We start from the raw sequence: 24973 nt of genomic DNA on the forward strand, positions 1-24973 counted from the left end.
CGAATCGAGAGCGGGGCTGTTAGCCCGCTCTCTGCTCCGCCAGGAGGAAAGGCCTTGAAAGACCTACTGAATTTGCTGAAAAACCAGGGTCAAGTCGAAGAGTTCGACGCCATCCGTATTGGATTGGCATCGCCTGAGATGATCCGTTCGTGGTCGTTCGGTGAAGTTAAAAAGCCGGAAACCATCAACTACCGTACGTTCAAGCCTGAGCGTGACGGCCTGTTCTGCGCCAAGATCTTTGGCCCGGTAAAGGATTACGAGTGCCTGTGCGGTAAGTACAAGCGCTTGAAGCACCGCGGTGTGATCTGTGAGAAGTGTGGCGTTGAAGTCGCACTGGCCAAGGTCCGTCGCGAGCGCATGGCTCACATCGAACTGGCTTCGCCAGTTGCTCACATCTGGTTCCTGAAATCGCTGCCGTCCCGTATCGGCTTGCTGATGGACATGACCCTGCGTGATATCGAACGCGTTCTCTACTTTGAGAGCTATGTTGTTATCGATCCAGGCATGACCACTCTGGAAAAAGGTCAGCTGCTGAATGATGAGCAGTACTTCGAAGCGCTGGAAGAGTTCGGCGACGACTTCGATGCCCGCATGGGTGCTGAAGCTGTCCGTGAACTGCTGCACGCTATCGACCTGGAACACGAGATTGGCCGTCTGCGCGAAGAAATTCCGCAAACCAACTCCGAAACCAAGATCAAGAAGCTGTCCAAGCGCCTGAAGTTGATGGAAGCCTTCCTGGGCTCCGGCAACCTTCCTGAGTGGATGGTACTGACCGTTCTGCCGGTTCTGCCGCCAGATCTGCGTCCTTTGGTTCCGCTTGATGGTGGTCGTTTCGCGACTTCCGACCTCAACGATCTGTATCGTCGGGTAATTAACCGTAACAACCGCTTGAAGCGCCTGCTTGATCTGTCCGCTCCGGACATCATCGTGCGCAACGAAAAGCGTATGTTGCAAGAAGCGGTCGACGCATTGCTCGACAACGGCCGTCGTGGTCGCGCTATTACCGGTTCGAACAAGCGTCCTCTGAAATCCTTGGCTGACATGATCAAGGGTAAGCAGGGTCGTTTCCGTCAGAACTTGCTCGGTAAGCGTGTTGACTACTCGGGTCGTTCGGTAATTACCGTAGGCCCGACCCTGCGTCTGCACCAGTGCGGTCTGCCGAAAAAATGGCTCTCGAGCTGTTCAAGCCGTTCATTTTTGGCAAGCTGGAAATGCGTGGTCTTGCTACCACCATCAAAGCAGCCAAGAAAATGGTTGAGCGCGAGTTGCCGGAAGTTTGGGACGTTCTCGCTGAAGTTATCCGCGAACATCCGGTTCTTCTCAACCGTGCACCGACTCTTCACCGTCTGGGCATCCAGGCCTTTGAACCGGTTCTGATCGAAGGTAAAGCTATCCAGCTGCACCCGTTGGTCTGTGCTGCGTACAACGCCGACTTCGACGGCGACCAAATGGCCGTGCACGTACCGCTGACACTGGAAGCCCAGCTGGAAGCGCGTGCGTTGATGATGTCGACCAACAACATTCTGTCGCCAGCCAACGGTGAGCCAATCATCGTTCCGTCGCAGGACGTTGTATTGGGTCTGTACTACATGACGCGTGAAGCGATCAACGCCAAGGGCGAAGGTCGTGTGTTCGCTGACTTGCAAGAAGTTGACCGTGTATTCCGTGCTGGCGAAGCCGCACTGCATGCCAAGGTCAAGGTTCGCATCAGCGAAACCGTCAACGACCGTGATGGCGGCAGCGTGAGCAACACCCGTATCGTCGACACCACTGTCGGCCGTGCGCTGTTGTTCCAGGTTGTGCCAAAAGGTCTGTCGTACGACGTCGTCAACTTGCCGATGAAGAAAAAAGCGATCTCCAAGCTGATCAACCAGTGCTACCGCGTGGTTGGTTTGAAAGAGACTGTTATCTTCGCTGACCAGTTGATGTACACAGGTTTTGCTTACTCGACCATTTCCGGCGTTTCCATCGGTGTTAACGACTTCGTTATCCCTGATGAAAAAGCTCGCATCATCGCGGCTGCAACCGATGAAGTGAAAGAGATCGAAAGTCAGTACGCCTCCGGCCTGGTAACCCAGGGCGAGAAGTACAACAAGGTAATCGACCTTTGGTCGAAAGCTAACGACGAAGTTTCCAAGGCAATGATGTCCAACCTCTCGAAAGAGAAGGTTATCGACCGTCACGGCGTTGAGGTTGAGCAAGAGTCGTTCAACTCGATGTACATGATGGCCGACTCCGGCGCACGGGGTTCTGCAGCGCAGATCCGTCAGCTGGCCGGTATGCGTGGTCTGATGGCCAAGCCGGACGGTTCCATCATTGAAACGCCGATTACTGCGAACTTCCGTGAAGGCCTGAGCGTACTTCAGTACTTCATCTCTACTCACGGTGCTCGTAAGGGTCTGGCGGATACCGCCTTGAAGACAGCTAACTCCGGTTATCTGACTCGCCGTCTGGTAGACGTTGCGCAAGACTTGGTTGTGACTGAAGTTGACTGCGGTACCGAACACGGTCTGCTGATGACTCCGCACATCGAAGGCGGCGACGTTGTAGAGCCGTTGGGTGAGCGCGTGCTGGGTCGAGTAATCGCCCGTGACGTGTACAAGCCGGGTACCGAGGACATTATCGTTCCTGCGGGCACTCTGGTTGACGAGAAGTGGGTTGAATTCATCGAGCTGAACAGCATCGACGAAGTCATCGTGCGTTCGCCAATCAGCTGTGAAACTCGCTTCGGTATCTGTGCCAAGTGCTACGGTCGTGACTTGGCTCGTGGTCACCAGGTGAACATCGGTGAAGCTGTCGGCGTAATCGCTGCTCAGTCGATCGGTGAGCCGGGTACACAGCTGACGATGCGTACGTTCCACATCGGTGGTGCGGCAAGCCGGACCTCTGCTGCTGACAGTGTTCAGGTGAAGAATGGCGGTACTGTCCGTCTTCATAACCTCAAGCACGTTGAGCGTGTAGATGGCTGCCTGGTAGCTGTATCCCGTTCCGGTGAGCTGGCCATCGCTGATGACTTCGGTCGTGAGCGTGAGCGCTACAAGCTGCCGTACGGCGCCGTGATTTCGGTTAAAGAAGGTGACAAGGTTGACGCTGGCTCGATCGTAGCCAAGTGGGATCCGCACACTCACCCAATCGTTACCGAAATGAAAGGTACCGTGACCTACGTGGGCATGGAAGAAGGCATCACGATCAAGCGTCAGACTGACGAATTGACCGGTATGACCAACATTGAAGTCCTCGACGCCAAAGACCGTCCAGCTGCCGGCAAGGACATCCGTCCAGCCGTTAAGATGGTTGGTGTGGATGGCAAGGATCTGCTGTTGCCTGGTACCGACGTACCGGCTCAGTACTTCCTGCCAGCCAACGCCCTGGTCGGTGTAGCGGATGGTGCGGAAATCGCGATCGGTGACGTTATCGCTCGTATTCCGCAAGAGACTTCGAAAACTCGAGACATCACCGGTGGTCTGCCACGCGTTGCTGACTTGTTCGAAGCGCGTCGTCCGAAAGAAGCCTCGATTCTGGCTGAAGTCAGCGGCACCATCGCGTTCGGTAAAGAAACCAAAGGCAAGCGCCGTCTGGTTATTACCCCGAACGACGGTACTGATCCGTACGAAGAGCTGATTCCAAAGTGGCGTCACCTGAACGTCTTCGAAGGCGAGCAAGTGAACCGCGGCGAAGTTATCTCCGACGGTCCAAGCGATCCACACGACATCCTGCGTCTGCTGGGTGTAAGTGCGCTGGCCAAGTACATCGTTAACGAGATTCAGGACGTTTACCGTCTGCAAGGCGTAAAAATCAACGATAAGCACATCGAGACCATTCTGCGTCAGATGTTGCGTAAAGTTGAGATTGCCGAGTCTGGTGATTCCACCTTCATCAAGGGCGACCAGATGGAGTTGACCCAGGTGTTGACCGAAAACGAGCGTTTGGGTGGCGAAGATAAATTCGTTTCCAAGTTCACTCGTGTTCTGTTGGGTATCACCAAGGCGTCGTTGTCGACTGAGTCGTTCATCTCCGCGGCCTCTTTCCAAGAGACCACCCGCGTACTGACCGAAGCAGCGGTAACCGGCAAGCGCGATTACCTGCGCGGCCTGAAAGAAAACGTTGTCGTGGGTCGTTTGATCCCGGCTGGTACCGGTTTGGCATACCACAGCGAGCGTAAGCGCCGCCGTGAGGCTGACAAGCCGTTGCGCGTAAGCGCCAGTGAAGTGGAAGCTGCACTGACCGAAGCGCTGAACTCGAGCGGTAACTGAGTTCTGCGGTAAATGAAGGGTGGGCCTCGGCAGTTCCATTCATCGAATTGAGACATTTTGTCTGGGTTTGATGAGTGGAAGTGTCGGGGCCTTGCCTTGACTGGGGGCAAGATCCTCTTTAGACTCTTGTACCCCTAAATTTGGCGGGAATTCGTTCCTGCCATTTTGCTTTTCTTGCAAGACAATAGCGTCGCAAGACAACAGTGGAGCTAGTAGATGGCAACTATCAACCAGCTGGTACGTCAGCCGCGTAAGCGTATCGTCGAGAAATCCGACGTACCTGCGCTGCAAAACTGCCCGCAACGTCGTGGCGTATGCACCCGTGTGTATACAACTACGCCGAAAAAACCTAACTCGGCACTGCGTAAAGTATGCCGTGTGCGCCTGACCAACGGTTTCGAGGTTTCCTCGTACATCGGTGGTGAAGGTCACAACTTGCAAGAACACAGCGTGGTACTGATTCGTGGCGGTCGTGTAAAAGACTTGCCAGGTGTTCGTTATCACACCGTTCGCGGCTCTTTGGATACTTCCGGCGTTAAAGGTCGTAACCAAGGTCGTTCGAAGTACGGTACCAAGAAGCCGAAGTAGTATTCGGTTGCTGGTAAAAAATGCAGATTTCTTTTTTTCTGAGTCGATAAGAGTAAGGTCGGACGTGCATCTTTTGGATGTAATGGTTCCGAGCTAACCTGAAGACCGTTTGAGGGCTTATCCATGCCAAGAAGACGCGTAGCAGCCAAGCGCGATGTGCTTGACGATCCAAAATACGGAAGCCAAATCCTGGCCAAGTTCATGAACCACGTGATGGAAAGCGGCAAAAAAGCCGTTGCCGAGCGTATCGTTTATGGCGCGCTGGAAAAGGTTAAAGAACGCAAGAACAGCGATCCCCTGGAAATCTTCGAGAAAGCTCTCGACGCCATCGCTCCGCTGGTCGAAGTGAAGTCGCGCCGTGTAGGCGGTGCTACTTACCAGGTTCCGGTCGAAGTTCGCCCGTCCCGTCGTAACGCCCTGGCAATGCGCTGGTTGGTAGACTTCGCCCGTAAGCGCGGCGAGAAGTCTATGGCTCTGCGTTTGGCTGGCGAACTGTTGGACGCAGCTGAAGGTAAAGGTGCTGCTGTTAAGAAGCGTGAAGACGTGCACCGTATGGCCGAAGCTAACAAAGCTTTCTCGCACTACCGCTTCTAAATTCAGCTTCACTAATTTTGCGAGGGCTTTATGGCTCGTACTACTCCGATTAGTCGCTACCGTAACATCGGTATCGTCGCTCACGTGGATGCTGGTAAAACCACTACCACTGAGCGCGTACTGTTTTACACTGGCAAAAGTCACAAAATGGGCGAGGTGCATGATGGCGCCGCGACCACAGACTGGATGGTTCAGGAGCAGGAGCGTGGTATTACCATTACTTCTGCTGCTATCACCGCCTTCTGGAAAGGTTCTGCCAAGCAGTACAAGGACGAGCATCGCTTCAATGTAATCGATACCCCGGGCCACGTAGACTTCACTATTGAAGTTGAGCGTTCCCTGCGCGTACTCGACGGCGCTGTCGTTGTGTTCTGTGGTACCTCGGGCGTTGAGCCTCAGTCGGAAACCGTATGGCGTCAAGCCAACAAATACGGCGTTCCACGTCTTGTTTACGTAAACAAGATGGACCGTGCTGGCGCCAACTTCCTGCGCGTTATTGAGCAGATCAAGAAGCGTCTGGGCCACACTCCGGTTCCAATCCAGCTGGCTATCGGTTCTGAAGACAACTTCCAGGGTCAGATTGATCTGATCAACATGGAAGCTGTGTACTGGAACGATGCTGACAAGGGTATGGTTCCTGTTCGCAAAGAAATTCCAGCTGAGCTGAAAGATCTTGCTGACGAATGGCGCGACAACATGGTTCAGGCTGCGGCCGAAGCCAATGAAGAGCTGATGAACAAGTACCTCGAGGGTGAAGAATTCACCATCGCGGAAATCAAGGCTGCTCTGCGTCAGCGTACTATCGCTGGTGAGATCGTCTTGGCTGTTTGCGGTTCTTCCTTCAAGAACAAGGGTGTTCCCCTGGTTCTCGACGCCGTTATCGACTTCCTGCCTGCTCCGACTGATATTCCTGCCATCAAGGGTACTGACCCTGATGACGAGAGCATCGAGCTGGAGCGTCATGCTGACGACAGCGAGCCGTTCTCGGCTCTGGCGTTCAAGATCGCTACCGACCCATTCGTAGGTACCTTGACCTTCGTCCGTGTTTACTCGGGCGTGTTGAACTCCGGCGACGGCGTGATCAACTCGGTTAAAGGCAAGAAAGAGCGTGTGGGTCGTATGGTGCAAATGCACGCAAACGCCCGTGAAGAAATCAAGGAAGTACGCGCTGGTGACATCGCGGCCTTGATCGGCATGAAGGACGTCACCACTGGTGAGACTTTGTGCAACGCTGACAAGCCAATCATTCTGGTTCGCATGGACTTCCCGGAGCCGGTTATTTCGGTTGCCGTAGAGCCTAAGACCAAGGATGACCAGGAAAAAATGGGTGTTGCACTGGGCAAGCTTGCTCAGGAAGATCCATCTTTCCGCGTTAAAACTGATGAAGAGACTGGTCAGACGATCATCTCGGGCATGGGCGAGCTGCACTTGGACATCCTGGTTGACCGGATGCGCCGTGAGTTCAACGTCGAAGCCAACATCGGTAAGCCTCAGGTTTCGTATCGTGAGCGCATCACGAAGAACTGTGAGATCGAAGGCAAGTTCGTTCGTCAGTCCGGCGGTCGTGGCCAGTTTGGTCACTGCTGGATCCGTTTTGCACCTGCTGACGAAGGTCAGGAAGGTCTGCAGTTCGTGAACGAAGTGGTAGGTGGTGTGGTTCCTAAGGAATACATCCCGGCTATCCAGAAGGGCATCGAAGAGCAGATGAAGAACGGTGTTGTTGCCGGCTATCCGCTGATCGGCCTGAAGGCTACCGTGTTTGATGGTTCTTACCACGACGTCGACTCCAACGAGATGGCGTTTAAGGTGGCTGCTTCCATGGCGACCAAGCAACTGGCTACCAAAGGTGGCGGTGAGCTGCTTGAGCCGATCATGGCGGTAGAGGTTGTTACACCTGAAGACTATATGGGTGACGTGATGGGCGACTTGAATCGTCGTCGCGGCATGATCCAGGGTATGGAAGATACGGTTTCCGGCAAAGTTATTCGTGCTGAGGTTCCGTTGGGTGAAATGTTCGGTTATGCGACCGACGTTCGTTCCATGTCTCAGGGTCGCGCAAGCTACTCTATGGAATTCAAAAAATACGATACAGCTCCGGCGCACATCGTCGAAACTGTTACTAAAAAACAAGGCTGATTTAGTTCAGTCCTTTAGGCAAGGAGTTAATTGTCGTGGCTAAAGAAAAATTTGATCGTTCCCTACCGCACGTCAACGTTGGCACTATCGGTCACGTTGACCATGGTAAAACCACGCTGACTGCAGCTCTGACTCGTGTTTGCTCCGAGATTTTCGGTTCGGCTATCGTTGACTTCGATAAAATCGACAGCGCGCCAGAAGAAAAAGCTCGTGGTATCACCATCAACACTGCGCACGTTGAATACAACTCGCTGATCCGTCACTACGCTCACGTTGACTGCCCAGGTCACGCTGACTATGTGAAGAACATGATCACCGGTGCTGCTCAGATGGACGGCGCTATTCTGGTTTGTTCGGCCGCTGATGGTCCGATGCCACAAACCCGTGAGCACATCCTGCTGTCCCGTCAGGTTGGCGTTCCGTACATCGTGGTTTTCCTGAACAAGGCTGACCTGGTAGACGACGCTGAGCTGTTGGAACTGGTTGAGATGGAAGTTCGTGACCTGCTGTCGACTTACGACTTCCCAGGCGACGACACTCCGATCATCATCGGTTCTGCTCGTATGGCTCTGGAAGGCAAAGACGACAACGAAATGGGCACCACTGCCGTTCGTAAACTGGTTGAAACTCTGGATACTTACATTCCGGACCCAGTTCGTGTTATCGACAAGCCGTTCCTGATGCCAATCGAAGACGTATTCTCGATCTCCGGTCGCGGTACTGTTGTAACTGGTCGTATCGAGCGCGGTATCGTTCGCGTTCAAGATCCGCTGGAAATCGTTGGTCTGCGTGACACTACTGTTACCACCTGCACCGGCGTTGAAATGTTCCGTAAGCTGCTTGACGAAGGTCGTGCTGGCGAGAACTGCGGCGTGCTGCTGCGCGGCACCAAGCGTGACGACGTAGAGCGTGGCCAGGTTCTGGTTAAGCCGGGTTCGGTTAAGCCACACACTACCTTCGAAGCTGAAGTGTACGTGTTGAGCAAAGAAGAAGGCGGCCGTCATACTCCGTTCTTCAAAGGCTACCGTCCACAGTTCTACTTCCGGACCACTGACGTGACCGGTAACTGCGAACTGCCGGAAGGCGTTGAAATGGTAATGCCAGGCGACAACATCAAAATGGTTGTCACCCTGATCAAAACCATCGCAATGGAAGACGGTCTGCGTTTCGCAATCCGTGAAGGCGGTCGTACCGTCGGCGCTGGCGTAGTAGCCAAAATCATTGCTTAAGCTTTGATTGCCTGAAAAAGCCCCCGCTCAGCGGGGGCTTTTTTTATTGAGTTGACACCCAGTTGGGCCATCTATAGAATTGCGCCTCCTTTAAACGGGCGTATTGCGCTCGGTGGGAATAGCAATCGGAGTCTGAAATCCAATGCAAAATCAGCAAATCCGTATCAGGTTGAAGGCTTTTGACCATCGCCTGATCGACCAATCAACCCAGGAAATCGTGGAAACCGCGAAACGTACTGGTGCTCAAGTGCGTGGTCCAATTCCACTGCCTACCCGTAAAGAGCGGTTCACCGTTCTGGTCTCCCCGCACGTCAACAAAGACGCGCGTGACCAGTACGAGATCCGTACTCATAAGCGCGTTCTGGACATCGTCCAGCCAACGGATAAAACCGTTGATGCACTTATGAAGCTTGATCTTGCGGCCGGTGTGGAAGTGCAGATCAGCCTCGGCTAAGACTTGGGTCTTAGTCGTGTAACGCTCTGAAATGGGCGGCCATAGCGGGTGAAAGCCCCGTACACTCATGAGGTTTACAACATGACTATTGGTGTAGTCGGTCGTAAATGCGGTATGACCCGTATTTTCACCGAAGAAGGTGTCTCCATTCCGGTTACGGTCATTGAGATCGAGCCGAATCGCGTCACCCAGTTCAAAACTGAAGAAACCGATGGCTATCGTGCAGTGCAAGTCACTGTCGGCGAGCGTCGCGCTTCGCGTGTAACTGCTGCTCAAGCGGGTCACTTCGCTAAAGCAAACGTTGCAGCTGGTCGTACCGTAATGGAATTCCGTCTTGAAGAAGGCGAGTACCAAGCAGGCGATCTGATCAACGCTGAAATCTTCACCGCAGGTCAGATGGTCGATGTGACCGGTCAGTCCAAAGGTAAAGGCTTCCAGGGTACGATCAAGCGTTGGAATTTCCGTGGCCAAGATAACACTCACGGTAACTCCGTTTCCCACCGCGTCCCGGGCTCTATTGGCCAGTGCCAGACTCCTGGTCGTGTATTCAAGGGCAAAAAAATGTCCGGTCATATGGGCGCTGAGCGCGTGACCGTGCAGTCCCTCGAAGTAGTGCGCGTCGACGCTGAACGCAATCTGTTGTTGGTCAAGGGTGCTGTTCCTGGCGCTACTGGCGGCAACCTGGTTGTACGTCCGGCGGCCAAGGCTCGCGGTTAAGGGGAAGCTGACATGCAATTAAATGTAAATGATGCTCAAGCGATCGAAGTTTCCGAACTGACGTTTGGCGGCGAGTTCAACGAGACGCTGGTTCACCAGGCAGTCGTGGCCTACATGGCTGGCGGTCGTCAAGGTAGCAAGCAGCAAAAGACCCGTTCCGACGTTCGTGGTGGCGGTAAGCGCCCTTGGCGTCAGAAAGGTACTGGCCGTGCTCGTGCCGGTACTATCCGTAGCCCAATCTGGCGCGGCGGTGGTACTACTTTCGCAGCTCGTCCACAAGATCACTCTCAGAAGCTCAACAAGAAGATGTATCGCGCAGCAATGCGTTCCATCCTTGCTGAACTGGTTCGTACTGATCGTCTGATCGTGGTTCAGGACTTCGCAGTTGAAGCGCCGAAAACCAAAGATCTGCTGAACAAACTGAATGGCATGGGTCTGACAGACGTCCTGATCGTGTCTGAAGTTGTTGATCAGAACCTGTACCTGGCTGCTCGCAACCTGCCACACGTTGATGTACGTGACGTGCAAGGTTCCGACCCAGTTAGTCTGATCGCATACGACAAGGTGTTGATCACCGTGTCGGCCGTGAAGAAATTCGAGGAGCTGCTGGGATGAACCAGGAACGCGTATTTAAAGTTCTGCTTGGCCCGCACGTTTCCGAGAAGGCTACGGTTCTGGCAGACAAGAAAGGCCAGTTCGTTTTCAAGGTTGCTACTGATGCAACCAAGCTGGAAATCAAGAAGGCCGTCGAAAGCCTGTTCAGCGTGAAAGTTGAGCGTGTTACTACCCTGAATGTTCTGGGTAAGAGCAAGCGCACCGCTCGCGGCGTGGGCAAGCGTAATGACTGGAAGAAGGCAGTAATCTCCCTTCAGCCAGGCCAAGATCTCGATTTCAGCAGCAGTGCTGAGTAAGGAAGGGGTGCATCATGGCAATCGTTAAATGCAAACCGACTTCCCCTGGCCGCCGTCATGTGGTCAAGGTGGTCAACCAGGAGCTGCATAAAGGCGCTCCTCACGCACCGCTGCTCGAGAAGAAATCGAAGACTGGTGGTCGTAACAACAATGGCCGTATTACCACGCGTCACATCGGTGGTGGTCATAAGCAGCATTATCGTTTGGTCGACTTCCGTCGCAACGACAAAGATGGCATTCCAGCCACTGTTGAGCGTATTGAATACGATCCAAACCGTACTGCTCACATTGCTCTTATGTTGTACGCAGACGGCGAACGCCGTTACATCATCGCCCCTAAAGGCGTGAGCGCTGGCGACCAGCTGATTTCGGGTGCTTTGGCTCCGATCAAGCCAGGCAACCAGTTGCAACTGCGCAGCATTCCAGTTGGTAGCACCGTACACGGCATCGAATTGAAGCCGGGCAAAGGCGCACAAATCGCTCGTTCCGCTGGTGCTTCGGCTCAGTTGGTCGCTCGTGATGGTGTCTACGTGACCCTGCGTCTGCGTTCCGGTGAAATGCGTAAAGTATTGGCTGAATGCCGTGCAACGCTTGGCGAAGTCTCGAACTCCGAGCACAGCCTGCGTTCGCTGGGTAAAGCTGGTGCCAAACGCTGGCGTGGCGTTCGCCCAACCGTTCGTGGTGTTGCCATGAACCCGGTTGACCACCCACATGGTGGTGGTGAAGGTCGTACCTCTGGTGGTCGTCATCCGGTATCGCCATGGGGCTTCCCGACTAAGGGCGCGAAGACTCGTGGTAATAAGCGTACCGACAAAATGATCGTCCGTCGTCGCAAGTAAATAGAGGGATACGACAGTGCCACGTTCTCTGAAAAAAGGTCCTTTTATTGATCTTCACCTACTGAAGAAGATCGAAGTGGCGGCGGAAAAGAACGATCGCAAACCGGTGAAAACCTGGTCGCGTCGTTCGATGATCCTGCCACAAATGGTCGGTTTGACCATCGCTGTGCATAACGGTCGTCTTCATGTCCCAGTTCTTGTGAACGAAGACATGGTTGGCCATAAACTAGGCGAGTTTGCCGGTACCCGCACTTATCGTGGGCACGTGGCAGACAAGAAAGCCAAGCGTTAAGGGGTAAGGAACGATGGAAGTAGCCGCTAAGTTGTCGGGCGCTCGAATCTCCGCCCAGAAAGCCCGCTTGGTCGCCGACCAGATCCGCGGGAAGAAGGTGGGCGAAGCGCTCAACCTGTTGGCTTTCAGCAACAAGAAAGCCGCCGAGATCATCAAGAAAGTGCTGGAGTCGGCCGTAGCCAACGCCGAGCATAACGAAGGCGCGGACGTTGACGACCTCAAAGTCGCCACCGTTTTCGTCAACGAAGGGCGTTCGCTGAAGCGCATCATGCCGCGTGCCAAAGGCCGCGCTGATCGCATCGTCAAGCGGTCTTGCCATATCACTGTCAAGGTTGCTGACAAGTAACGGAGTCGAAGAGATGGGTCAGAAAGTACATCCCATTGGCATTCGCCTGGGAATCGTCAAGGAGCACACCTCCGTCTGGTACGCAGACGGTCGGACTTATGCGGACTATTTGTTCGCTGATCTGAAGGTGCGTGAATACCTCCAAGACAAACTAAAAAGCGCGTCCGTAAGCCGTATCGATATCCATCGTCCGGCCCAAACTGCACGTATCACCATCCACACCGCTCGTCCAGGTATCGTTATCGGGAAGAAAGGTGAAGATGTTGAGAAACTGCGTCAGGACCTGACCAAGCAAATGGGTGTGCCTGTGCACATCAATATCGAAGAGATCCGCAAGCCGGAGCTCGACGGTATGCTGGTTGCGCAGAGCGTAGCTCAGCAGCTGGAGCGTCGTGTAATGTTCCGTCGCGCGATGAAACGCGCTGTACAGAACGCTATGCGCATTGGTGCCAAAGGCATCAAAATCCAAGTGAGCGGTCGTCTCGGCGGTGCTGAAATCGCACGTACTGAATGGTATCGCGAAGGTCGTGTGCCATTGCACACCCTGCGTGCCGACATCGACTATGCCAACTACGAAGCTCACACCACTTACGGTGTGATCGGTGTAAAGGTTTGGATCTTCAAAGGCGAAGTAATTGGTGGTCGCCAAGAAGAGCTGAAGCCACAAGCACCAGCGCCTCGTAAAAAAGCTGCTAAGTAAGGGGTACGCCAAATGTTACAACCTAAGCGTACGAAGTTCCGCAAGCAAATGACTGGCCACAACCGTGGCTTGGCATTGCGCGGTAGCAAAGTCAGCTTCGGCGAATATGCGCTGAAGTCTGTTGCTCGTGGTCGTCTCACCGCTCGTCAGATCGAATCAGCGCGTCGTGCACTGACCCGTCACGTTAAGCGTGGCGGTAAGATCTGGATCCGTGTATTCCCGGACAAGCCTATTTCCAAAAAGCCCCTCGAAGTTCGTATGGGTAAAGGTAAGGGTAACGTGGAATATTGGGTTGCCCAGATTCAGCCAGGCAAAGTCCTGTATGAAATCGAGGGTGTTACTGAAGAGCTGGCGCGTGAGGCTTTCGCCCTGGCTGCTGCAAAGCTGCCGCTCGCCACCTCCTTTGTTAAACGGACGGTGATGTGATGAAAGCGAATGAACTTCGTGAAAAATCCGCACAGCAGCTGAACGAGCAACTGCTCGGCTTGCTGCGCGACCAGTTCAATCTGCGTATGCAGAAAGCAACTGGCCAGTTGGGGCAGTCGCATCTGCTCTCGCAAGTTAAGCGTGACATCGCTCGCGTGAAGACTGTGCTCAAACAGCAGGCAGGTAAGTAATCATGGCTGAAGCCGAAAAGACTGTCCGTACGCTGACTGGCCGTGTTGTCAGCGACAAGATGGACAAAACCATCACCGTTTTGATCGAGCGTCGCGTTAAGCACCCGATCTACGGTAAATACGTTAAGCGTTCGACTAAGCTGCACGCGCACGACGAAACCAATCAGTGCCACATCGGCGACAAAGTCACTATTCGTGAAACTCGTCCGATGGCCAAGACTAAGTCTTGGGCATTGGTTGATGTTCTCGAACGCGCTGTGGAAGTCTAAGGACTAGGGGTCGGAGAAATTATATGATTCAGACTCAATCCATGCTCGATGTGGCCGATAACAGCGGCGCACGCCGCGTTATGTGCATCAAGGTGCTGGGTGGCTCCCATCGTCGTTACGCTGGTATCGGTGACATCATCAAAGTTACCGTGAAGGAAGCAATTCCTCGCGGTAAAGTGAAAAAAGGCCAAGTGATGACTGCTGTTGTAGTCCGCACTCGTCACGGCGTACGTCGTGCTGATGGCTCCATTATCCGCTTTGATGGCAACGCTGCTGTTCTTCTGAACAACAAGCAAGAGCCGATCGGCACCCGTATCTTTGGGCCAGTGACCCGTGAACTTCGTACTGAGAAGTTCATGAAGATCGTCTCGCTCGCCCCAGAAGTGCTGTAAGGAGATCCGACATGCAAAAGATTCGTCGTGACGACGAGATCATCGTGATCGCCGGCAAAGACAAAGGTAAGCGCGGTAAGGTGCTTAAGGTTCTCGCTAACAACCGTTTGGTTATTGGCGGTCTGAACCTGGTTAAGCGTCATACCAAGCCTAACCCGATGTCGGGCGTACAAGGCGGTATCGTCGAAAAAGAAGCTCCACTGGACGCTTCTAACGTCGCCATCTTCAACGGCGAAACCAACAAGGCTGACCGCGTTGGTTTCAAAGTAGAAGAAGGCAAGAAAATTCGTGTCTTCAAGTCGACCCAAAAAGCGGTTGATGCTTGAACACTGCTAGGTAGATAAGACCATGGCACGACTAAAAGAGATTTACCGGAAGGAAATCGCTCCGAAACTTAAGGAAGAACTTAAGCTTTCGAACGTGATGGAAGTTCCGCGCGTTACCAAAATCACCCTGAACATGGGTTTGGGCGAAGCGATCGGTGATAAGAAAATCATCGAGCACGCTGTAGCTGATTTGGAAAAAATCACGGGTCAAAAATGTGTAGTGACCTACGCTCGCAAGTCCATCGCAGGCTTTAAAGTTCGCGAAGGCTGGCCGATCGGCGTTAAGGTTACTCTGCGCCGTGAGCGTATGTACGAATTCCTGGATCGTCTGCTGTCGATCTCCCTGCCTCGGGTTCGCGACTTCCGCGGCCTGAATGCCAAGTCCTTCGATGGTCGTGGTAACTACAGCATGGGCGTTAAAGAGCAGATCATCTTCCCGGAAATCGACTACGACAAAATCGATGCCCTCCGCGGTCTGGACATTACCCTGACCACCACTGCTCGAACGGATGATGAAGGTCGCGCATTGCTGCGTGCATTCAAATTCCCGTTCCGCAACTGATTGGAGTAGGACCATGGCTAAGATGAGCATGAAAAACCGCGAGCTGAAACGTCAGCTCACGGTTGCCAAGTTCGCCAAGAAGCGTGCTGAGCTGAAAGCTATCATCGTGGATCTGAACGCAAGTCCAGAAGCACGTTGGGAAGCTCAAGTTGCTCTGCAGAAGCAGCCACGTGACGCAAGCGCTGCGCGCATGCGTAACCGCTGCCGCCTCACTGGTCGTCCGCATGGTGTTTACCGCAAGTTCGGCCTTGGCCGTAACAAATTGCGTGAAGCAGCAATGCGCGGCGACGTACCAGGTCTGGTTAAAGCCAGCTGGTAAGGCGCACAGGCAAAGTTACCCATGTCAGGGTCGTAAGATCCTGACAGCCGGTGACCTTGAATATGAATCAAGCCCCTATTGGGGCTTGATTCATTTCTGGCGTGTGTCTAGAATGACCGGCTCGCCTGAGCCCGTGCTTTTTAAGCATTGAGTCACTCGGCGACAGTTGTAGCCGCAAGGCTAATTCTTTTTGTATCAGGAGCGTCTAGCCCATGAGTATGCAGGACCCGTTAGCGGACATGCTAACTCGAATCCGTAATGCCCAGATGGCTGAAAAGTCCGTCGTAAGCATGCCATCTTCCACGTTGAAGGTAGCTGTAGCCAAAGTTCTCAAAGACGAAGGTTACATCGCGGATTATCAGATCAGCAGCGAAATCAAACCACTGCTGTCTATCGAGCTGAAATACTTCGAAGGCCGTTCGGTTATCGAAGAAGTTAAGCGCGTTAGCCGTCCAGGCCTGCGTCAGTACAAGTCCTCCGAAGATCTGCCGAAAGTTCGTGGCGGTCTTGGTGTGTCTATCGTCTCCACCAGCAAAGGTGTGATGACGGATCGTGCTGCGCGCGCTGCCGGTGTCGGCGGCGAAGTTCTTTGCACTGTGTTCTAAGGGGGGATAAGCATGTCACGCGTCGCTAAGAACCCCGTTAAGCTGCCAGCTGGTGTCGAAGTAAAATTCGCCGGCCAACAGCTTTCGGTGAAGGGTGCCAAGGGCACTCTAGAACTGAACATCCATTCGTCCGTTGAGATTGTTGAAGAAGCTGGTGAGCTGCGTTTCGCTGCTCGCAATGGCGATCAACAAACTCGCGCAATGGCTGGTACCACTCGTGCGTTGGTAAACAACATGGTCCAAGGCGTAAGCCAAGGCTTCGAGCGTAAGCTCCAGCTGGTCGGTGTTGGTTACAAAGCGCAAGCAAAAGGCACAGTGCTGAACCTGGCTCTTGGCTTCTCGCACCCAGTGGATTACGAATTGCCGGAAGGCATCACCGCTGAGACTCCTAGCCAAACCGATATCCTGATCCGGGGTATTGATAAGCAGCTGGTAGGTCAGGTGGCCGCTGAGATCCGCGGTTTCCGTCCGCCAGAGCCTTATAAAGGCAAGGGTGTACGTTACGCGGACGAAGTCGTCCGTCGTAAAGAAGCCAAGAAGAAGTAGGGCATAGCAAATGACCGACAAAAAAGTTACTCGCCTGCGTCGCGCTCGCAAAGCACGTCTGAAAATGCACGAACTAGAAGTCGTGCGTCTCTGCGTGTTCCGCTCGTCGCAGCATATATACGCCCAGGTCATCTCGGCCGACGGCAGCAAAGTCCTGGCAAGCGCCTCGACTTTGGACAAAGAACTGCGTGATGCTGCCACTGGCAACATCGACGCGGCCACAAAGGTTGGCCAGCTGGTCGCTACGCGTGCAAAAGCCGCTGGCGTCTCGCAGGTGGCTTTCGACCGCTCTGGCTTCAAGTACCACGGCCGCGTGAAAGCGCTGGCTGAGGCTGCTCGTGAAGCTGGGCTGGAGTTCTAAGTTATGTCAAATAACGACCAAAAGCGCGACGAAGGCTACATTGAGAAGCTGGTTCAAGTTAACCGCGTAGCCAAAACCGTTAAAGGCGGCCGTATCTTCACTTTCACCGCGTTGACCGTGGTTGGTGATGGTAAAGGGCGTGTTGGCTTCGGCCGTGGCAAGTCACGTGAAGTGCCTGCTGCGATCCAGAAGGCAATGGAAGCTGCTCGCCGCAACATGATTCAAGTGGACCTGAACGGCACCACTCTGCAGTACGCCATGAAATCCGCCCACGGCGCTTCCAAGGTTTACATGCAGCCTGCTTCTGAAGGTACCGGTATCATCGCTGGCGGCGCTATGCGTGCTGTCCTCGAAGTTGCTGGCGTTCAGAACGTACTGGCCAAGTGCTACGGCTCGACTAACCCGGTAAACGTGGTTCACGCCACTTTTAAAGGTTTGAAAGCTATGCAATCTCCTGAATCTATTGCCGCCAAGCGTGGCAAAAGCGTCAAGGAGATCTTCTGATCATGGCTACCGTTAAAGTAACGCTGATCAAAAGCATGACCGGCCGCATCCCTAATCACAAACTGTGCATTAAGGGTCTGGGTCTGCGTCGCATCGGTCACACTGTAGAAGTACTTGATACTCCCGAGAATCGCGGGATGATCAACAAGGCTTACTACATGCTGCGTGTAGAGGGTTAATCGATGAAACTCAATGATCTGAGTCCAGCGCCGGGTTCCCGTCGCGAAAAGCATCGTCCGGGCCGTGGTATCGGTAGCGGTTTGGGCAAGACTGGTGGCCGTGGTCACAAAGGTCAGTCCTCCCGTTCCGGTGGCACAATTGCTCCAGGCTTTGAAGGCGGTCAACAGCCGTTGCATCGCCGTCTGCCTAAGTTCGGTTTCGTTTCCCTGAAAGCTATGGATCGCGCAGAAGTGCGTTTGTCCGAGCTGGCTAAAGTGGAAGGCGACATCGTTACTGTGCAGACCCTGAAAGATGCCAACGTGATCAACGTCAACGTACTGCGTGTGAAAATCATGCTGTCCGGTGAAGTTACTCGCGCTGTCACAATCGGCAAGGGAATCGGCGCCACCAAAGGTGCGCGTTCGGCTATCGAAGCAGCTGGCGGCAAGTTCGAGGAATAAATGGCTAAGCAAGGTGCTCTCTCAGCGCTCAGCAAAGGCGGGTTATCCGAGCTCTGGGCTCGACTGCGTTTTCTATTCCTGGCGATTATCGTCTACCGAATAGGCGCACACATCCCAGTTCCAGGCATCAACCCGGACCGGCTGGCGGACCTGTTTCGACAGAATGAGGGGACCATACTTAGCTTGTTCAACATGTTTTCCGGCGGCGCGCTGGAGCGGATGAGTATTTTTGCGCTGGGGATCATGCCGTACATTTCGGCATCGATCATCATGCAGCTTATGTCCGCTGTTAGCCCGCAGCTGGAGCAGTTGAAGAAGGAAGGTGAAGCTGGACGTCGCAAGATAAGCCAGTACACCCGCTACCTCACTGTCGTTCTTGCTCTCGTTCAGGCTATTGGCATGTCCATTGGTCTGGCGGGGCAAGGCGTAGCGTTCACTGGTGACCTAGGCTTCCATTTCGTTGCAATAACCACTTTTGTGGCGGGTGCAATGTTCATGATGTGGCTGGGTGAGCAGATTACTGAGCGTGGTGTTGGCAACGGTATCTCGATGTTGATTTTTTCGGGTATCGTCGCCGGTCTTCCGAGAGCAATAGGGCAGTCTTTCGAGTCTGCACGTCAGGGCGATATCAATATTTTCGCTTTGGTTGCTATCGGTTTGCTGGCAGTAGCGATTATCGGTTTTGTGGTGTTCATTGAGCGTGGTCAGCGTCGTATTGCTGTTCACTACGCCAAGCGTCAGCAGGGCCGCAAGGTTTTTGCTGCGCAGACTAGCCACTTACCGCTGAAAGTGAATATGGCCGGCGTTATCCCGGCTATTTTTGCGAGCAGCATTTTGCTGTTCCCGGCTTCGCTGGGTGCCTGGTTTGGTCAGTCTGAAGGTATGGGCTGGTTGCAGGACATCTCGCAGTCGATCGCTCCTGGTCAGCCGTTGAATATTCTGCTGTTTAGTGCAGGGATTATTTTCTTCTGCTTCTTCTATACGGCGTTGATGTTCAATCCGAAAGACGTAGCGGAAAACCTGAAGAAGTCCGGTGCCTTTATTCCGGGTATCCGTCCAGGTGAGCAGTCGGCACGCTATATTGATGGCGTTTTGACTCGTTTGACTCTGTTCGGTGCTCTTTATATGACGGCCGTGTGTCTGTTGCCCCAGTTCCTGGTGGTTGCGGCAAACGTTCCGTTCTACCTTGGCGGGACCTCGTTGCTGATCGTTGTTGTGGTTGTTATGGACTTCATGTCCCAAGTACAATCGCACCTCGTTTCGCACCAGTACGAATCCCTGATGAAGAAAGCCAACCTGAAGGGCTACGGCAGCGGCATGCTTCGCTGAAGTACTACCCCGTAAGGTGAGAGGAGTTGGTGATGAAAGTTCGTGCATCGGTGAAAAAGCTGTGCCGTAACTGCAAGATTATTCGCCGCGAAGGTGTTGTTCGGGTAATTTGCAGCGCGGAACCACGTCACAAACAGCGCCAAGGCTGAGTGTGATCTGTTTGAAGCCCAGCAGCTAGTGCGCTGCTGGGTTGATTATTTGTTATTACAGCGATATTATCTCGCGCCCTATTTCTTGGCTTCCGGGGCGTAGGTAGCTGTCAATTGGAGTCCCACTGAATGGCCCGTATTGCAGGCGTTAACATTCCAGATAACAAGCACACTGTTATCTCGCTGACCTACATCTATGGTGTTGGTCGCACTACCTCACAGAAAATCTGTGCGGATGCTGGTGTAAACCCAGCCGCTAAGATCAAGGATCTGAGCGACGAGCAGATTGAGTTGCTGCGTGGCGAAGTGGCGAAGTTCACCACTGAAGGTGACCTGCGTCGTGAAGTCAACATGAAAATCAAACGCTTGATGGACTTGGGCTGCTACCGCGGTCTGCGCCATCGTCGTGGTCTTCCAGTACGCGGTCAGCGTACCAAGACCAACGCGCGTACTCGCAAAGGTCCGCGTAAGCCGATCCGCAAGTAATCGCACCAGCGAATCGACAGGAATTTAGTCATGGCAAAACCTGCTGCTCGTCCTCGTAAGAAAATTAAAAAGACAGTGGTTGATGGCATCGCCCACATCCACGCGTCTTTCAACAACACAATCGTGACCATCACCGACCGTCAGGGTAATGCGCTTTCTTGGGCTACCTCCGGTGGTTCGGGTTTCCGCGGTTCTCGCAAGTCCACCCCGTTCGCTGCTCAAGTAGCTGCTGAACGTGCTGGTCAAGCTGCGCTGGAATATGGCCTGAAAAACCTTGACGTTAACGTCAAGGGCCCAGGTCCAGGTCGTGAGTCCGCTGTCCGTGCTTTGAACGGCTGTGGCTATAAGATCGCCAGCATCACCGACGTGACGCCAATCCCGCACAACGGGTGCCGTCCGCCGAAGAAGCGCCGCGTGTAATCCAGGAGACTGTAAAGAATGGCTCGTTACATTGGTCCAAAATGCAAACTGGCACGTCGTGAAGGCACCGATCTCTTCCTGAAGAGTGGTGTGCGCGCTATCGAATCGAAGTGCAATATTGAAGCTGCTCCAGGCATCCACGGCCAACGCCGCGGTCGCCAATCCGACTACGGTACCCAACTGCGTGAAAAGCAGAAGGTCCGTCGTATCTACGGCGTTCTCGAGCGTCAGTTCAGCGGCTACTACAAACAAGCTGCTGGCAAGAAAGGTGCAACTGGCGAAAACCTGTTGCAACTGCTCGAATGCCGCCTGGATAACGTCGTATACCGTATGGGTTTCGGTTCTACTCGTGCCGAATCTCGTCAGTTGGTATCGCACAAGTCGATCAGCGTTAACGGTCAGACCGTAAACGTTCCGTCGTACCAGGTTCGTGCTGGTGACGTGGTCGCTATCCGCGAGAAAGCAAAGAACCAGCTTCGCATTGTCCAAGCTCTCGATCTGTGTGCCCAACGTGGCCGCGTAGAATGGGTAGAAGTAGACACTGAGAAGAAGTCGGGCGTTTTCAAGAACGTTCCTGCTCGCAGTGATCTGTCCGCCGACATCAACGAAAGCCTGATTGTCGAGCTCTACTCCAAGTAAGGGCTAGAAAATAGGTGCATCCATGCAGATTTCGGTAAATGAGTTCCTGACACCTCGCCATATTGATGTGCAAGTTGTCAGTCCAACCCGCGCTAAAATCACACTCGAGCCTCTCGAGCGTGGTTTTGGCCACACCCTGGGCAACGCGCTGCGCCGCATCCTGTTGTCCTCAATGCCAGGCTGTGCAGTAGTCGAGGCCGAGATTGACGGTGTGCTCCACGAGTACAGCGCCATCGAAGGTGTACAGGAAGACGTAATTGAAATCCTGTTGAACCTTAAAGGTCTGGCTATCAAGCTGCACGGCCGTGACGAAGTTACGCTGACCTTGTCGAAGAAGGGTTCGGGGGTGGTTACCGCTGCCGATATTCAGCTGGATCATGATGTCGAGATCGTTAATCCCGATCACGTAATCGCCAACCTGGCGTCTAACGGCGCCTTGAACATGAAGCTCACCGTAGCTCGTGGTCGTGGTTATGAACCAGCAGATTCGCGTCAGAGCGATGAAGATGAAAGCCGCAGCATTGGTCGCTTGCAGCTTGACTCTTCGTTCAGCCCGGTTCGCCGTATCGCATACGTGGTGGAAAACGCCCGTGTCGAGCAGCGTACTAACCTGGACAAGCTGGTTATTGATCTGGAAACCAACGGTACACTGGATCCTGAAGAGGCCATTCGTCGTGCTGCAACCATTCTGCAACAGCAGTTGGCTGCATTCGTCGACCTCAAAGGTGACAGCGAGCCAGTGGTAATCGAACAGGAAGACGAGATCGATCCGATCCTGCTTCGTCCGGTTGACGATCTGGAACTGACCGTGCGTTCGGCCAACTGCCTTAAGGCGGAGAACATTTACTACATCGGTGACCTGATTCAGCGCACCGAAGTAGAACTGTTGAAGACTCCGAACCTGGGCAAGAAATCCTTGACTGAAATCAAGGACGTTCTGGCCTCCCGTGGTCTGTCCCTCGGCATGCGCCTCGACAACTGGCCGCCTGCAAGTCTTAAGAAGGACGACAAGGCGACTGCCTGATCGTCGTAATCACCGAACGTTGTGTTTGGTAAGGAATGAACCATGCGTCATCGTAAAAGTGGTCGTCACCTGAGCCGCACTAGCTCCCACCGCAAGGCTATGTTTCAAAACATGGCAGTGTCGTTGTTTGAGCACGAGCTGATCAAAACGACTCTGCCGAAAGCCAAAGAATTGCGTCGCGTTGCTGAGCCGCTGATTACTCTGGCCAAGAATGATTGTCTGGCTAACCGCCGTCTGGCCTTCGACCGTACGCGTTCGAAAGCCATCGTTGGTAAGCTGTTCAACGATCTGGGCAAGCGTTATGCAACTCGTGAGGGTGGCTACCTGCGCATCCTCAAGTGCGGTTTCCGCGCTGGCGACAACGCGCCTATGGCGTACGTCGAGTTGGTTGATCGTCCAGTTGGCGGTGAAGCTGTATCCGCTGAGTAAGACGTCAGTCTCTACAAAGAACCGGGCCTAGTGCCCGGTTTTTTGTGTCTGTACGATTATGTTTTTCTATTGATTCTTATCATTTAATGCATTTGCCCGTGCGCAGATCATGGTCAATACTCTTCCTCAGCCGATTAGCCGGCAGTACAAAGACTGACTGAGGAAGCAAACGCATGAGCCAGACCAAAACGCTTACAACCGCCAGCGGCGCTCCAGTTGCTGATAACCAGAATTCTCGTTCTGCCGGTCCTCGTGGCCCTTTGCTACTCGACGATTTTCATCTGATCGAGAAGCTCGCCCACTTCAACCGTGAAAACATTCCGGAACGACGTGTGCACGCGAAGGGTTCAGGTGCACACGGTACCTTCACGCTGACCCGTGACATGGCTCAGTACAGCAGTGCCAAGCTGTTCGACACCATTGGCAAGCAAACACCAACGTTTCTGCGCTTTTCAACCGTAGGTGGCGAACGTGGCTCGGCCGACACCGAGCGTGATCCACGAGGTTTTGCACTCAAGTTTTATACCGAAGAAGGTAACTGGGACATCGTGGGCAACAACACGCCCGTGTTCTTCATTCGTGACCCTCTTAAGTTTCCCGACTTTATCCACACCCAAAAACGTTTGCCGCAAAGCAATCTGAAAAGTGCGCAGATGATGTGGGATTTCTGGTCACACTCGCCTGAAGCATTGCACCAGGTCACTATCCTGTTCTCTGATCGTGGGATTCCTGATGGCTACCGTCACATGCACGGTTTTGGCAGCCATACCTACAGCCTGATCAATGCGGCCGGTGTGCGTCACTGGGTCAAATGGCACTACAAGACCAAGCAAGGTATCAAAAACCTGCCGCCTGCCGAGGCAGCGCGTCTTGCAGGTACTGACCCTGACTATGCACAACGGGATTTGTTTGATGCCATTGAGCGCGGTGATTTCCCTAAATGGCGTGTCTGCATGCAGATCATGACCGAGGCGCAAGCAGCCGCTCACTACGAAAACCCATTCGACGTGACCAAAACCTGGTCACAGAAAGAGTTTCCGTTGATTGAAATCGGTGAACTTGAGTTGAACCGTAATCCACTCAACTACTTCGCCGAAGTCGAGCAAGCTGCGTTTGGCCCCAGCAACATGGTGCCCGGTGTCGGTTTGTCTCCAGACCGTATGCTCCAAGGTCGTGTGTTCGCTTATGCTGATGCGCATCGCTACCGTATAGGTACTAACCACCAGCACCTGCCTATCAACTCGGCGCGTGTGCCTGTGCATAACTATCAGCGCGATGGTGCCATGGCCTATGGCAACAACGGGGGAGCTGCGCCGAACTACGAACCCAACAGCTACGCGGATGCGCCAAAACAAGCCCCGCAGTTCGCTGAGCCGCCTCTGGCCCTGAGTGGCGCAGCTGATCGTTACGATCATCGCGTTGATAGCGATTACTACAGCCACGCGGGCGCGCTGTTCCGTCTGATGAATGACGAGCAGAAAGCCCTGCTGATCAATAACATCGCAGGGGCAATGGGCGGGGTTTCAGACGATGTGGTGGAGCGTCAGCTGCAACATTTCTACAATGCCGATCAGGCTTACGGTGACGGTGTTGCCAAAGCACTGGGCGTAAAGGCTAAGTAAGTCTAAGTGAGAAGCAGAACCGCCCTCAATAGGGCGGTTTTTGCGTTATTTAGGCCTGTTTTCTCTACAAATGCAGGATTTTATAGCGATTGAGTCGTGACCTCTTAGTCTGCATGGTTCAAACTACAGCCTTTCAAGCAGGGAGATGTGCGGCGATGCAAGGGCACCCGGACGTAATCGATTACCTCAACACGTTGCTCACCGGCGAGCTGGCTGCACGTGACCAATATTTTGTCCATTCCCGTATGTACGAGGATTGGGGTTTTACCAAGCTCTACGAGCGTATCAACCACGAAATGGAAGAAGAGGCACAACACGCTGATGCGTTGATGCGCCGGATTCTGATGCTTGAAGGCACTCCGCGCATGCGCCCGGATGATTTGGATGTCGGCACAACAGTGCCTGAAATGTTCGCTGCTGACCTGCGCCTTGAGTACAAGGTCCGCGCTGCACTGTGCAAAGGTATTGCTTTGTGTGAGCTGCACAAGGACTACGTAAGCCGTGACATGTTGCGCATTCAGCTGGCAGACACCGAAGAAGATCACACTTACTGGCTGGAAAAACAGCTGGGCTTGATCAAGACGATAGGTCTTCAGAACTACCTGCAATCGCAGTTCTGATTTCAGTCGGGTAAGAGAACGCAACCCTATTGTGGGAGCGTGCTTTGCTCGCAATACAGAATGCGCTAACAAAAA

The 24973-nt window shown here is 53.7% G+C and carries 34 protein-coding genes and 1 pseudogene; all 35 read left to right on the forward strand.

Annotated elements, in window-relative coordinates:
• The first annotated feature begins 54 nt into the window (after window positions 1–54).
• The 35 genes and pseudogenes from rpoC (at window position 55) to bfr (ending at window position 24898) form a co-directional block, all read left to right on the forward strand.
• Window positions 55–4253: pseudogene (gene rpoC, locus RGV06_RS17015) on the forward strand (DNA-directed RNA polymerase subunit beta').
• A 216-nt stretch (window positions 4254–4469) separates the two neighbouring features.
• Window positions 4470–4841 (forward strand): 30S ribosomal protein S12, encoded by a 372-nt coding sequence (rpsL, locus tag RGV06_RS17020; RefSeq protein ID WP_002555494.1) that lies wholly within the window; start codon window positions 4470–4472, stop codon window positions 4839–4841.
• 123 nt (window positions 4842–4964) lie between these two features.
• On the forward strand, window positions 4965–5435 hold the full coding sequence (gene rpsG, locus RGV06_RS17025) for a 30S ribosomal protein S7 (RefSeq protein WP_019824369.1): 471 nt from the start codon (window positions 4965–4967) through the stop codon (window positions 5433–5435).
• Window positions 5436–5465: 30 nt separating this feature from the next.
• On the forward strand, window positions 5466–7571 hold the full coding sequence (gene fusA, locus RGV06_RS17030; protein WP_019824367.1) for an elongation factor G: 2106 nt from the start codon (window positions 5466–5468) through the stop codon (window positions 7569–7571).
• Between the two features lie 35 nt (window positions 7572–7606).
• Window positions 7607–8800 (forward strand): elongation factor Tu, encoded by a 1194-nt coding sequence (gene tuf / locus RGV06_RS17035; protein WP_003444379.1) that lies wholly within the window; start codon window positions 7607–7609, stop codon window positions 8798–8800.
• Window positions 8801–8942: 142 nt separating this feature from the next.
• On the forward strand, window positions 8943–9254 hold the full coding sequence (rpsJ, locus tag RGV06_RS17040; RefSeq protein ID WP_003186070.1) for a 30S ribosomal protein S10: 312 nt from the start codon (window positions 8943–8945) through the stop codon (window positions 9252–9254).
• Between the two features lie 81 nt (window positions 9255–9335).
• Window positions 9336–9971 (forward strand): 50S ribosomal protein L3, encoded by a 636-nt coding sequence (rplC, locus tag RGV06_RS17045; protein WP_003444377.1) that lies wholly within the window; start codon window positions 9336–9338, stop codon window positions 9969–9971.
• A 12-nt stretch (window positions 9972–9983) separates the two neighbouring features.
• Window positions 9984–10586: a 50S ribosomal protein L4 gene (rplD, locus tag RGV06_RS17050; RefSeq protein WP_003444376.1), complete on the forward strand. Its 603-nt coding sequence runs from the start codon at window positions 9984–9986 to the stop codon at window positions 10584–10586.
• Entirely contained in the window at window positions 10583–10882 is a 300-nt protein-coding gene (gene rplW, locus RGV06_RS17055; protein WP_003444375.1) for a 50S ribosomal protein L23, read from the forward strand. Before rplD ends, rplW begins: the two co-directional genes overlap by 4 nt.
• Before the next feature lie 14 nt (window positions 10883–10896).
• Entirely contained in the window at window positions 10897–11721 is an 825-nt protein-coding gene (gene rplB / locus RGV06_RS17060) for a 50S ribosomal protein L2 (protein ID WP_019824364.1), read from the forward strand.
• 16 nt (window positions 11722–11737) lie between these two features.
• The gene (rpsS, locus tag RGV06_RS17065; protein WP_003232420.1) at window positions 11738–12013 is read left to right on the forward strand and encodes a 30S ribosomal protein S19; all 276 of its coding nucleotides are present in this window, start codon (window positions 11738–11740) and stop codon (window positions 12011–12013) included.
• A gap of 13 nt (window positions 12014–12026) precedes the next feature.
• Complete coding sequence (gene rplV / locus RGV06_RS17070) at window positions 12027–12359, forward strand: 50S ribosomal protein L22 (RefSeq protein ID WP_003444373.1); 333 nt, start codon at window positions 12027–12029, stop codon at window positions 12357–12359.
• A gap of 13 nt (window positions 12360–12372) precedes the next feature.
• Window positions 12373–13059 carry a 30S ribosomal protein S3 gene (rpsC, locus tag RGV06_RS17075; RefSeq protein WP_003176422.1) on the forward strand — a complete coding sequence of 229 codons (687 nt, stop codon included), beginning with the start codon at window positions 12373–12375 and terminating at the stop codon, window positions 13057–13059.
• 12 nt (window positions 13060–13071) lie between these two features.
• The gene (rplP, locus tag RGV06_RS17080; RefSeq protein WP_016779178.1) at window positions 13072–13485 is read left to right on the forward strand and encodes a 50S ribosomal protein L16; all 414 of its coding nucleotides are present in this window, start codon (window positions 13072–13074) and stop codon (window positions 13483–13485) included.
• Window positions 13485–13676 (forward strand): 50S ribosomal protein L29, encoded by a 192-nt coding sequence (gene rpmC, locus RGV06_RS17085; RefSeq protein WP_003444371.1) that lies wholly within the window; start codon window positions 13485–13487, stop codon window positions 13674–13676. Before rplP ends, rpmC begins: the two co-directional genes overlap by 1 nt.
• A gap of 2 nt (window positions 13677–13678) precedes the next feature.
• Window positions 13679–13945: a 30S ribosomal protein S17 gene (rpsQ, locus tag RGV06_RS17090; RefSeq protein WP_003194644.1), complete on the forward strand. Its 267-nt coding sequence runs from the start codon at window positions 13679–13681 to the stop codon at window positions 13943–13945.
• A 23-nt stretch (window positions 13946–13968) separates the two neighbouring features.
• Window positions 13969–14337, forward strand: coding sequence for a 50S ribosomal protein L14 (gene rplN / locus RGV06_RS17095; protein ID WP_002555479.1), 369 nt, complete (start codon window positions 13969–13971; stop codon window positions 14335–14337).
• Window positions 14338–14348: 11 nt separating this feature from the next.
• The gene (rplX, locus tag RGV06_RS17100; protein ID WP_003444369.1) at window positions 14349–14663 is read left to right on the forward strand and encodes a 50S ribosomal protein L24; all 315 of its coding nucleotides are present in this window, start codon (window positions 14349–14351) and stop codon (window positions 14661–14663) included.
• Window positions 14664–14685: 22 nt separating this feature from the next.
• Complete coding sequence (gene rplE / locus RGV06_RS17105) at window positions 14686–15225, forward strand: 50S ribosomal protein L5 (protein WP_003444368.1); 540 nt, start codon at window positions 14686–14688, stop codon at window positions 15223–15225.
• 13 nt (window positions 15226–15238) lie between these two features.
• Window positions 15239–15544 (forward strand): 30S ribosomal protein S14, encoded by a 306-nt coding sequence (gene rpsN / locus RGV06_RS17110; RefSeq protein WP_019409906.1) that lies wholly within the window; start codon window positions 15239–15241, stop codon window positions 15542–15544.
• Window positions 15545–15756: 212 nt separating this feature from the next.
• A complete protein-coding gene (gene rpsH, locus RGV06_RS17115; protein ID WP_003444366.1) occupies window positions 15757–16149 on the forward strand; it encodes a 30S ribosomal protein S8 in 393 nt (130 codons plus the stop codon).
• Window positions 16150–16161: 12 nt separating this feature from the next.
• Window positions 16162–16695 (forward strand): 50S ribosomal protein L6, encoded by a 534-nt coding sequence (gene rplF, locus RGV06_RS17120; protein ID WP_003444365.1) that lies wholly within the window; start codon window positions 16162–16164, stop codon window positions 16693–16695.
• A 10-nt stretch (window positions 16696–16705) separates the two neighbouring features.
• On the forward strand, window positions 16706–17056 hold the full coding sequence (gene rplR / locus RGV06_RS17125; RefSeq protein WP_003444364.1) for a 50S ribosomal protein L18: 351 nt from the start codon (window positions 16706–16708) through the stop codon (window positions 17054–17056).
• 3 nt (window positions 17057–17059) lie between these two features.
• A complete protein-coding gene (gene rpsE / locus RGV06_RS17130) occupies window positions 17060–17560 on the forward strand; it encodes a 30S ribosomal protein S5 (protein WP_003186035.1) in 501 nt (166 codons plus the stop codon).
• Window positions 17561–17562: 2 nt separating this feature from the next.
• On the forward strand, window positions 17563–17739 hold the full coding sequence (rpmD, locus tag RGV06_RS17135) for a 50S ribosomal protein L30 (protein WP_003444363.1): 177 nt from the start codon (window positions 17563–17565) through the stop codon (window positions 17737–17739).
• 3 nt (window positions 17740–17742) lie between these two features.
• A complete protein-coding gene (gene rplO / locus RGV06_RS17140) occupies window positions 17743–18180 on the forward strand; it encodes a 50S ribosomal protein L15 (RefSeq protein WP_003444362.1) in 438 nt (145 codons plus the stop codon).
• Complete coding sequence (secY, locus tag RGV06_RS17145) at window positions 18181–19509, forward strand: preprotein translocase subunit SecY (protein ID WP_019409908.1); 1329 nt, start codon at window positions 18181–18183, stop codon at window positions 19507–19509.
• A gap of 32 nt (window positions 19510–19541) precedes the next feature.
• A complete protein-coding gene (gene rpmJ, locus RGV06_RS17150) occupies window positions 19542–19658 on the forward strand; it encodes a 50S ribosomal protein L36 (RefSeq protein WP_002555468.1) in 117 nt (38 codons plus the stop codon).
• A 129-nt stretch (window positions 19659–19787) separates the two neighbouring features.
• Window positions 19788–20144 carry a 30S ribosomal protein S13 gene (rpsM, locus tag RGV06_RS17155; protein WP_016779184.1) on the forward strand — a complete coding sequence of 119 codons (357 nt, stop codon included), beginning with the start codon at window positions 19788–19790 and terminating at the stop codon, window positions 20142–20144.
• 30 nt (window positions 20145–20174) lie between these two features.
• Entirely contained in the window at window positions 20175–20564 is a 390-nt protein-coding gene (gene rpsK, locus RGV06_RS17160; RefSeq protein ID WP_007924177.1) for a 30S ribosomal protein S11, read from the forward strand.
• 18 nt (window positions 20565–20582) lie between these two features.
• Window positions 20583–21203 (forward strand): 30S ribosomal protein S4, encoded by a 621-nt coding sequence (rpsD, locus tag RGV06_RS17165; protein ID WP_003444359.1) that lies wholly within the window; start codon window positions 20583–20585, stop codon window positions 21201–21203.
• A gap of 22 nt (window positions 21204–21225) precedes the next feature.
• Window positions 21226–22227: a DNA-directed RNA polymerase subunit alpha gene (locus RGV06_RS17170; RefSeq protein WP_003176403.1), complete on the forward strand. Its 1002-nt coding sequence runs from the start codon at window positions 21226–21228 to the stop codon at window positions 22225–22227.
• Between the two features lie 42 nt (window positions 22228–22269).
• On the forward strand, window positions 22270–22656 hold the full coding sequence (gene rplQ, locus RGV06_RS17175) for a 50S ribosomal protein L17 (RefSeq protein ID WP_003444357.1): 387 nt from the start codon (window positions 22270–22272) through the stop codon (window positions 22654–22656).
• Window positions 22657–22829: 173 nt separating this feature from the next.
• Window positions 22830–24278 carry a catalase gene (locus RGV06_RS17180; RefSeq protein WP_322150657.1) on the forward strand — a complete coding sequence of 483 codons (1449 nt, stop codon included), beginning with the start codon at window positions 22830–22832 and terminating at the stop codon, window positions 24276–24278.
• Window positions 24279–24433: 155 nt separating this feature from the next.
• Window positions 24434–24898, forward strand: coding sequence for a bacterioferritin (gene bfr / locus RGV06_RS17185; protein ID WP_046810342.1), 465 nt, complete (start codon window positions 24434–24436; stop codon window positions 24896–24898).
• Window positions 24899–24973: the final 75 nt, after the last annotated feature.

Source organism: Pseudomonas sp. CCI3.1 (assembly GCF_034313985.1).
In the GTDB taxonomy this organism is placed as follows: Bacteria; Pseudomonadota; Gammaproteobacteria; order Pseudomonadales; family Pseudomonadaceae; genus Aquipseudomonas; species Aquipseudomonas psychrophila.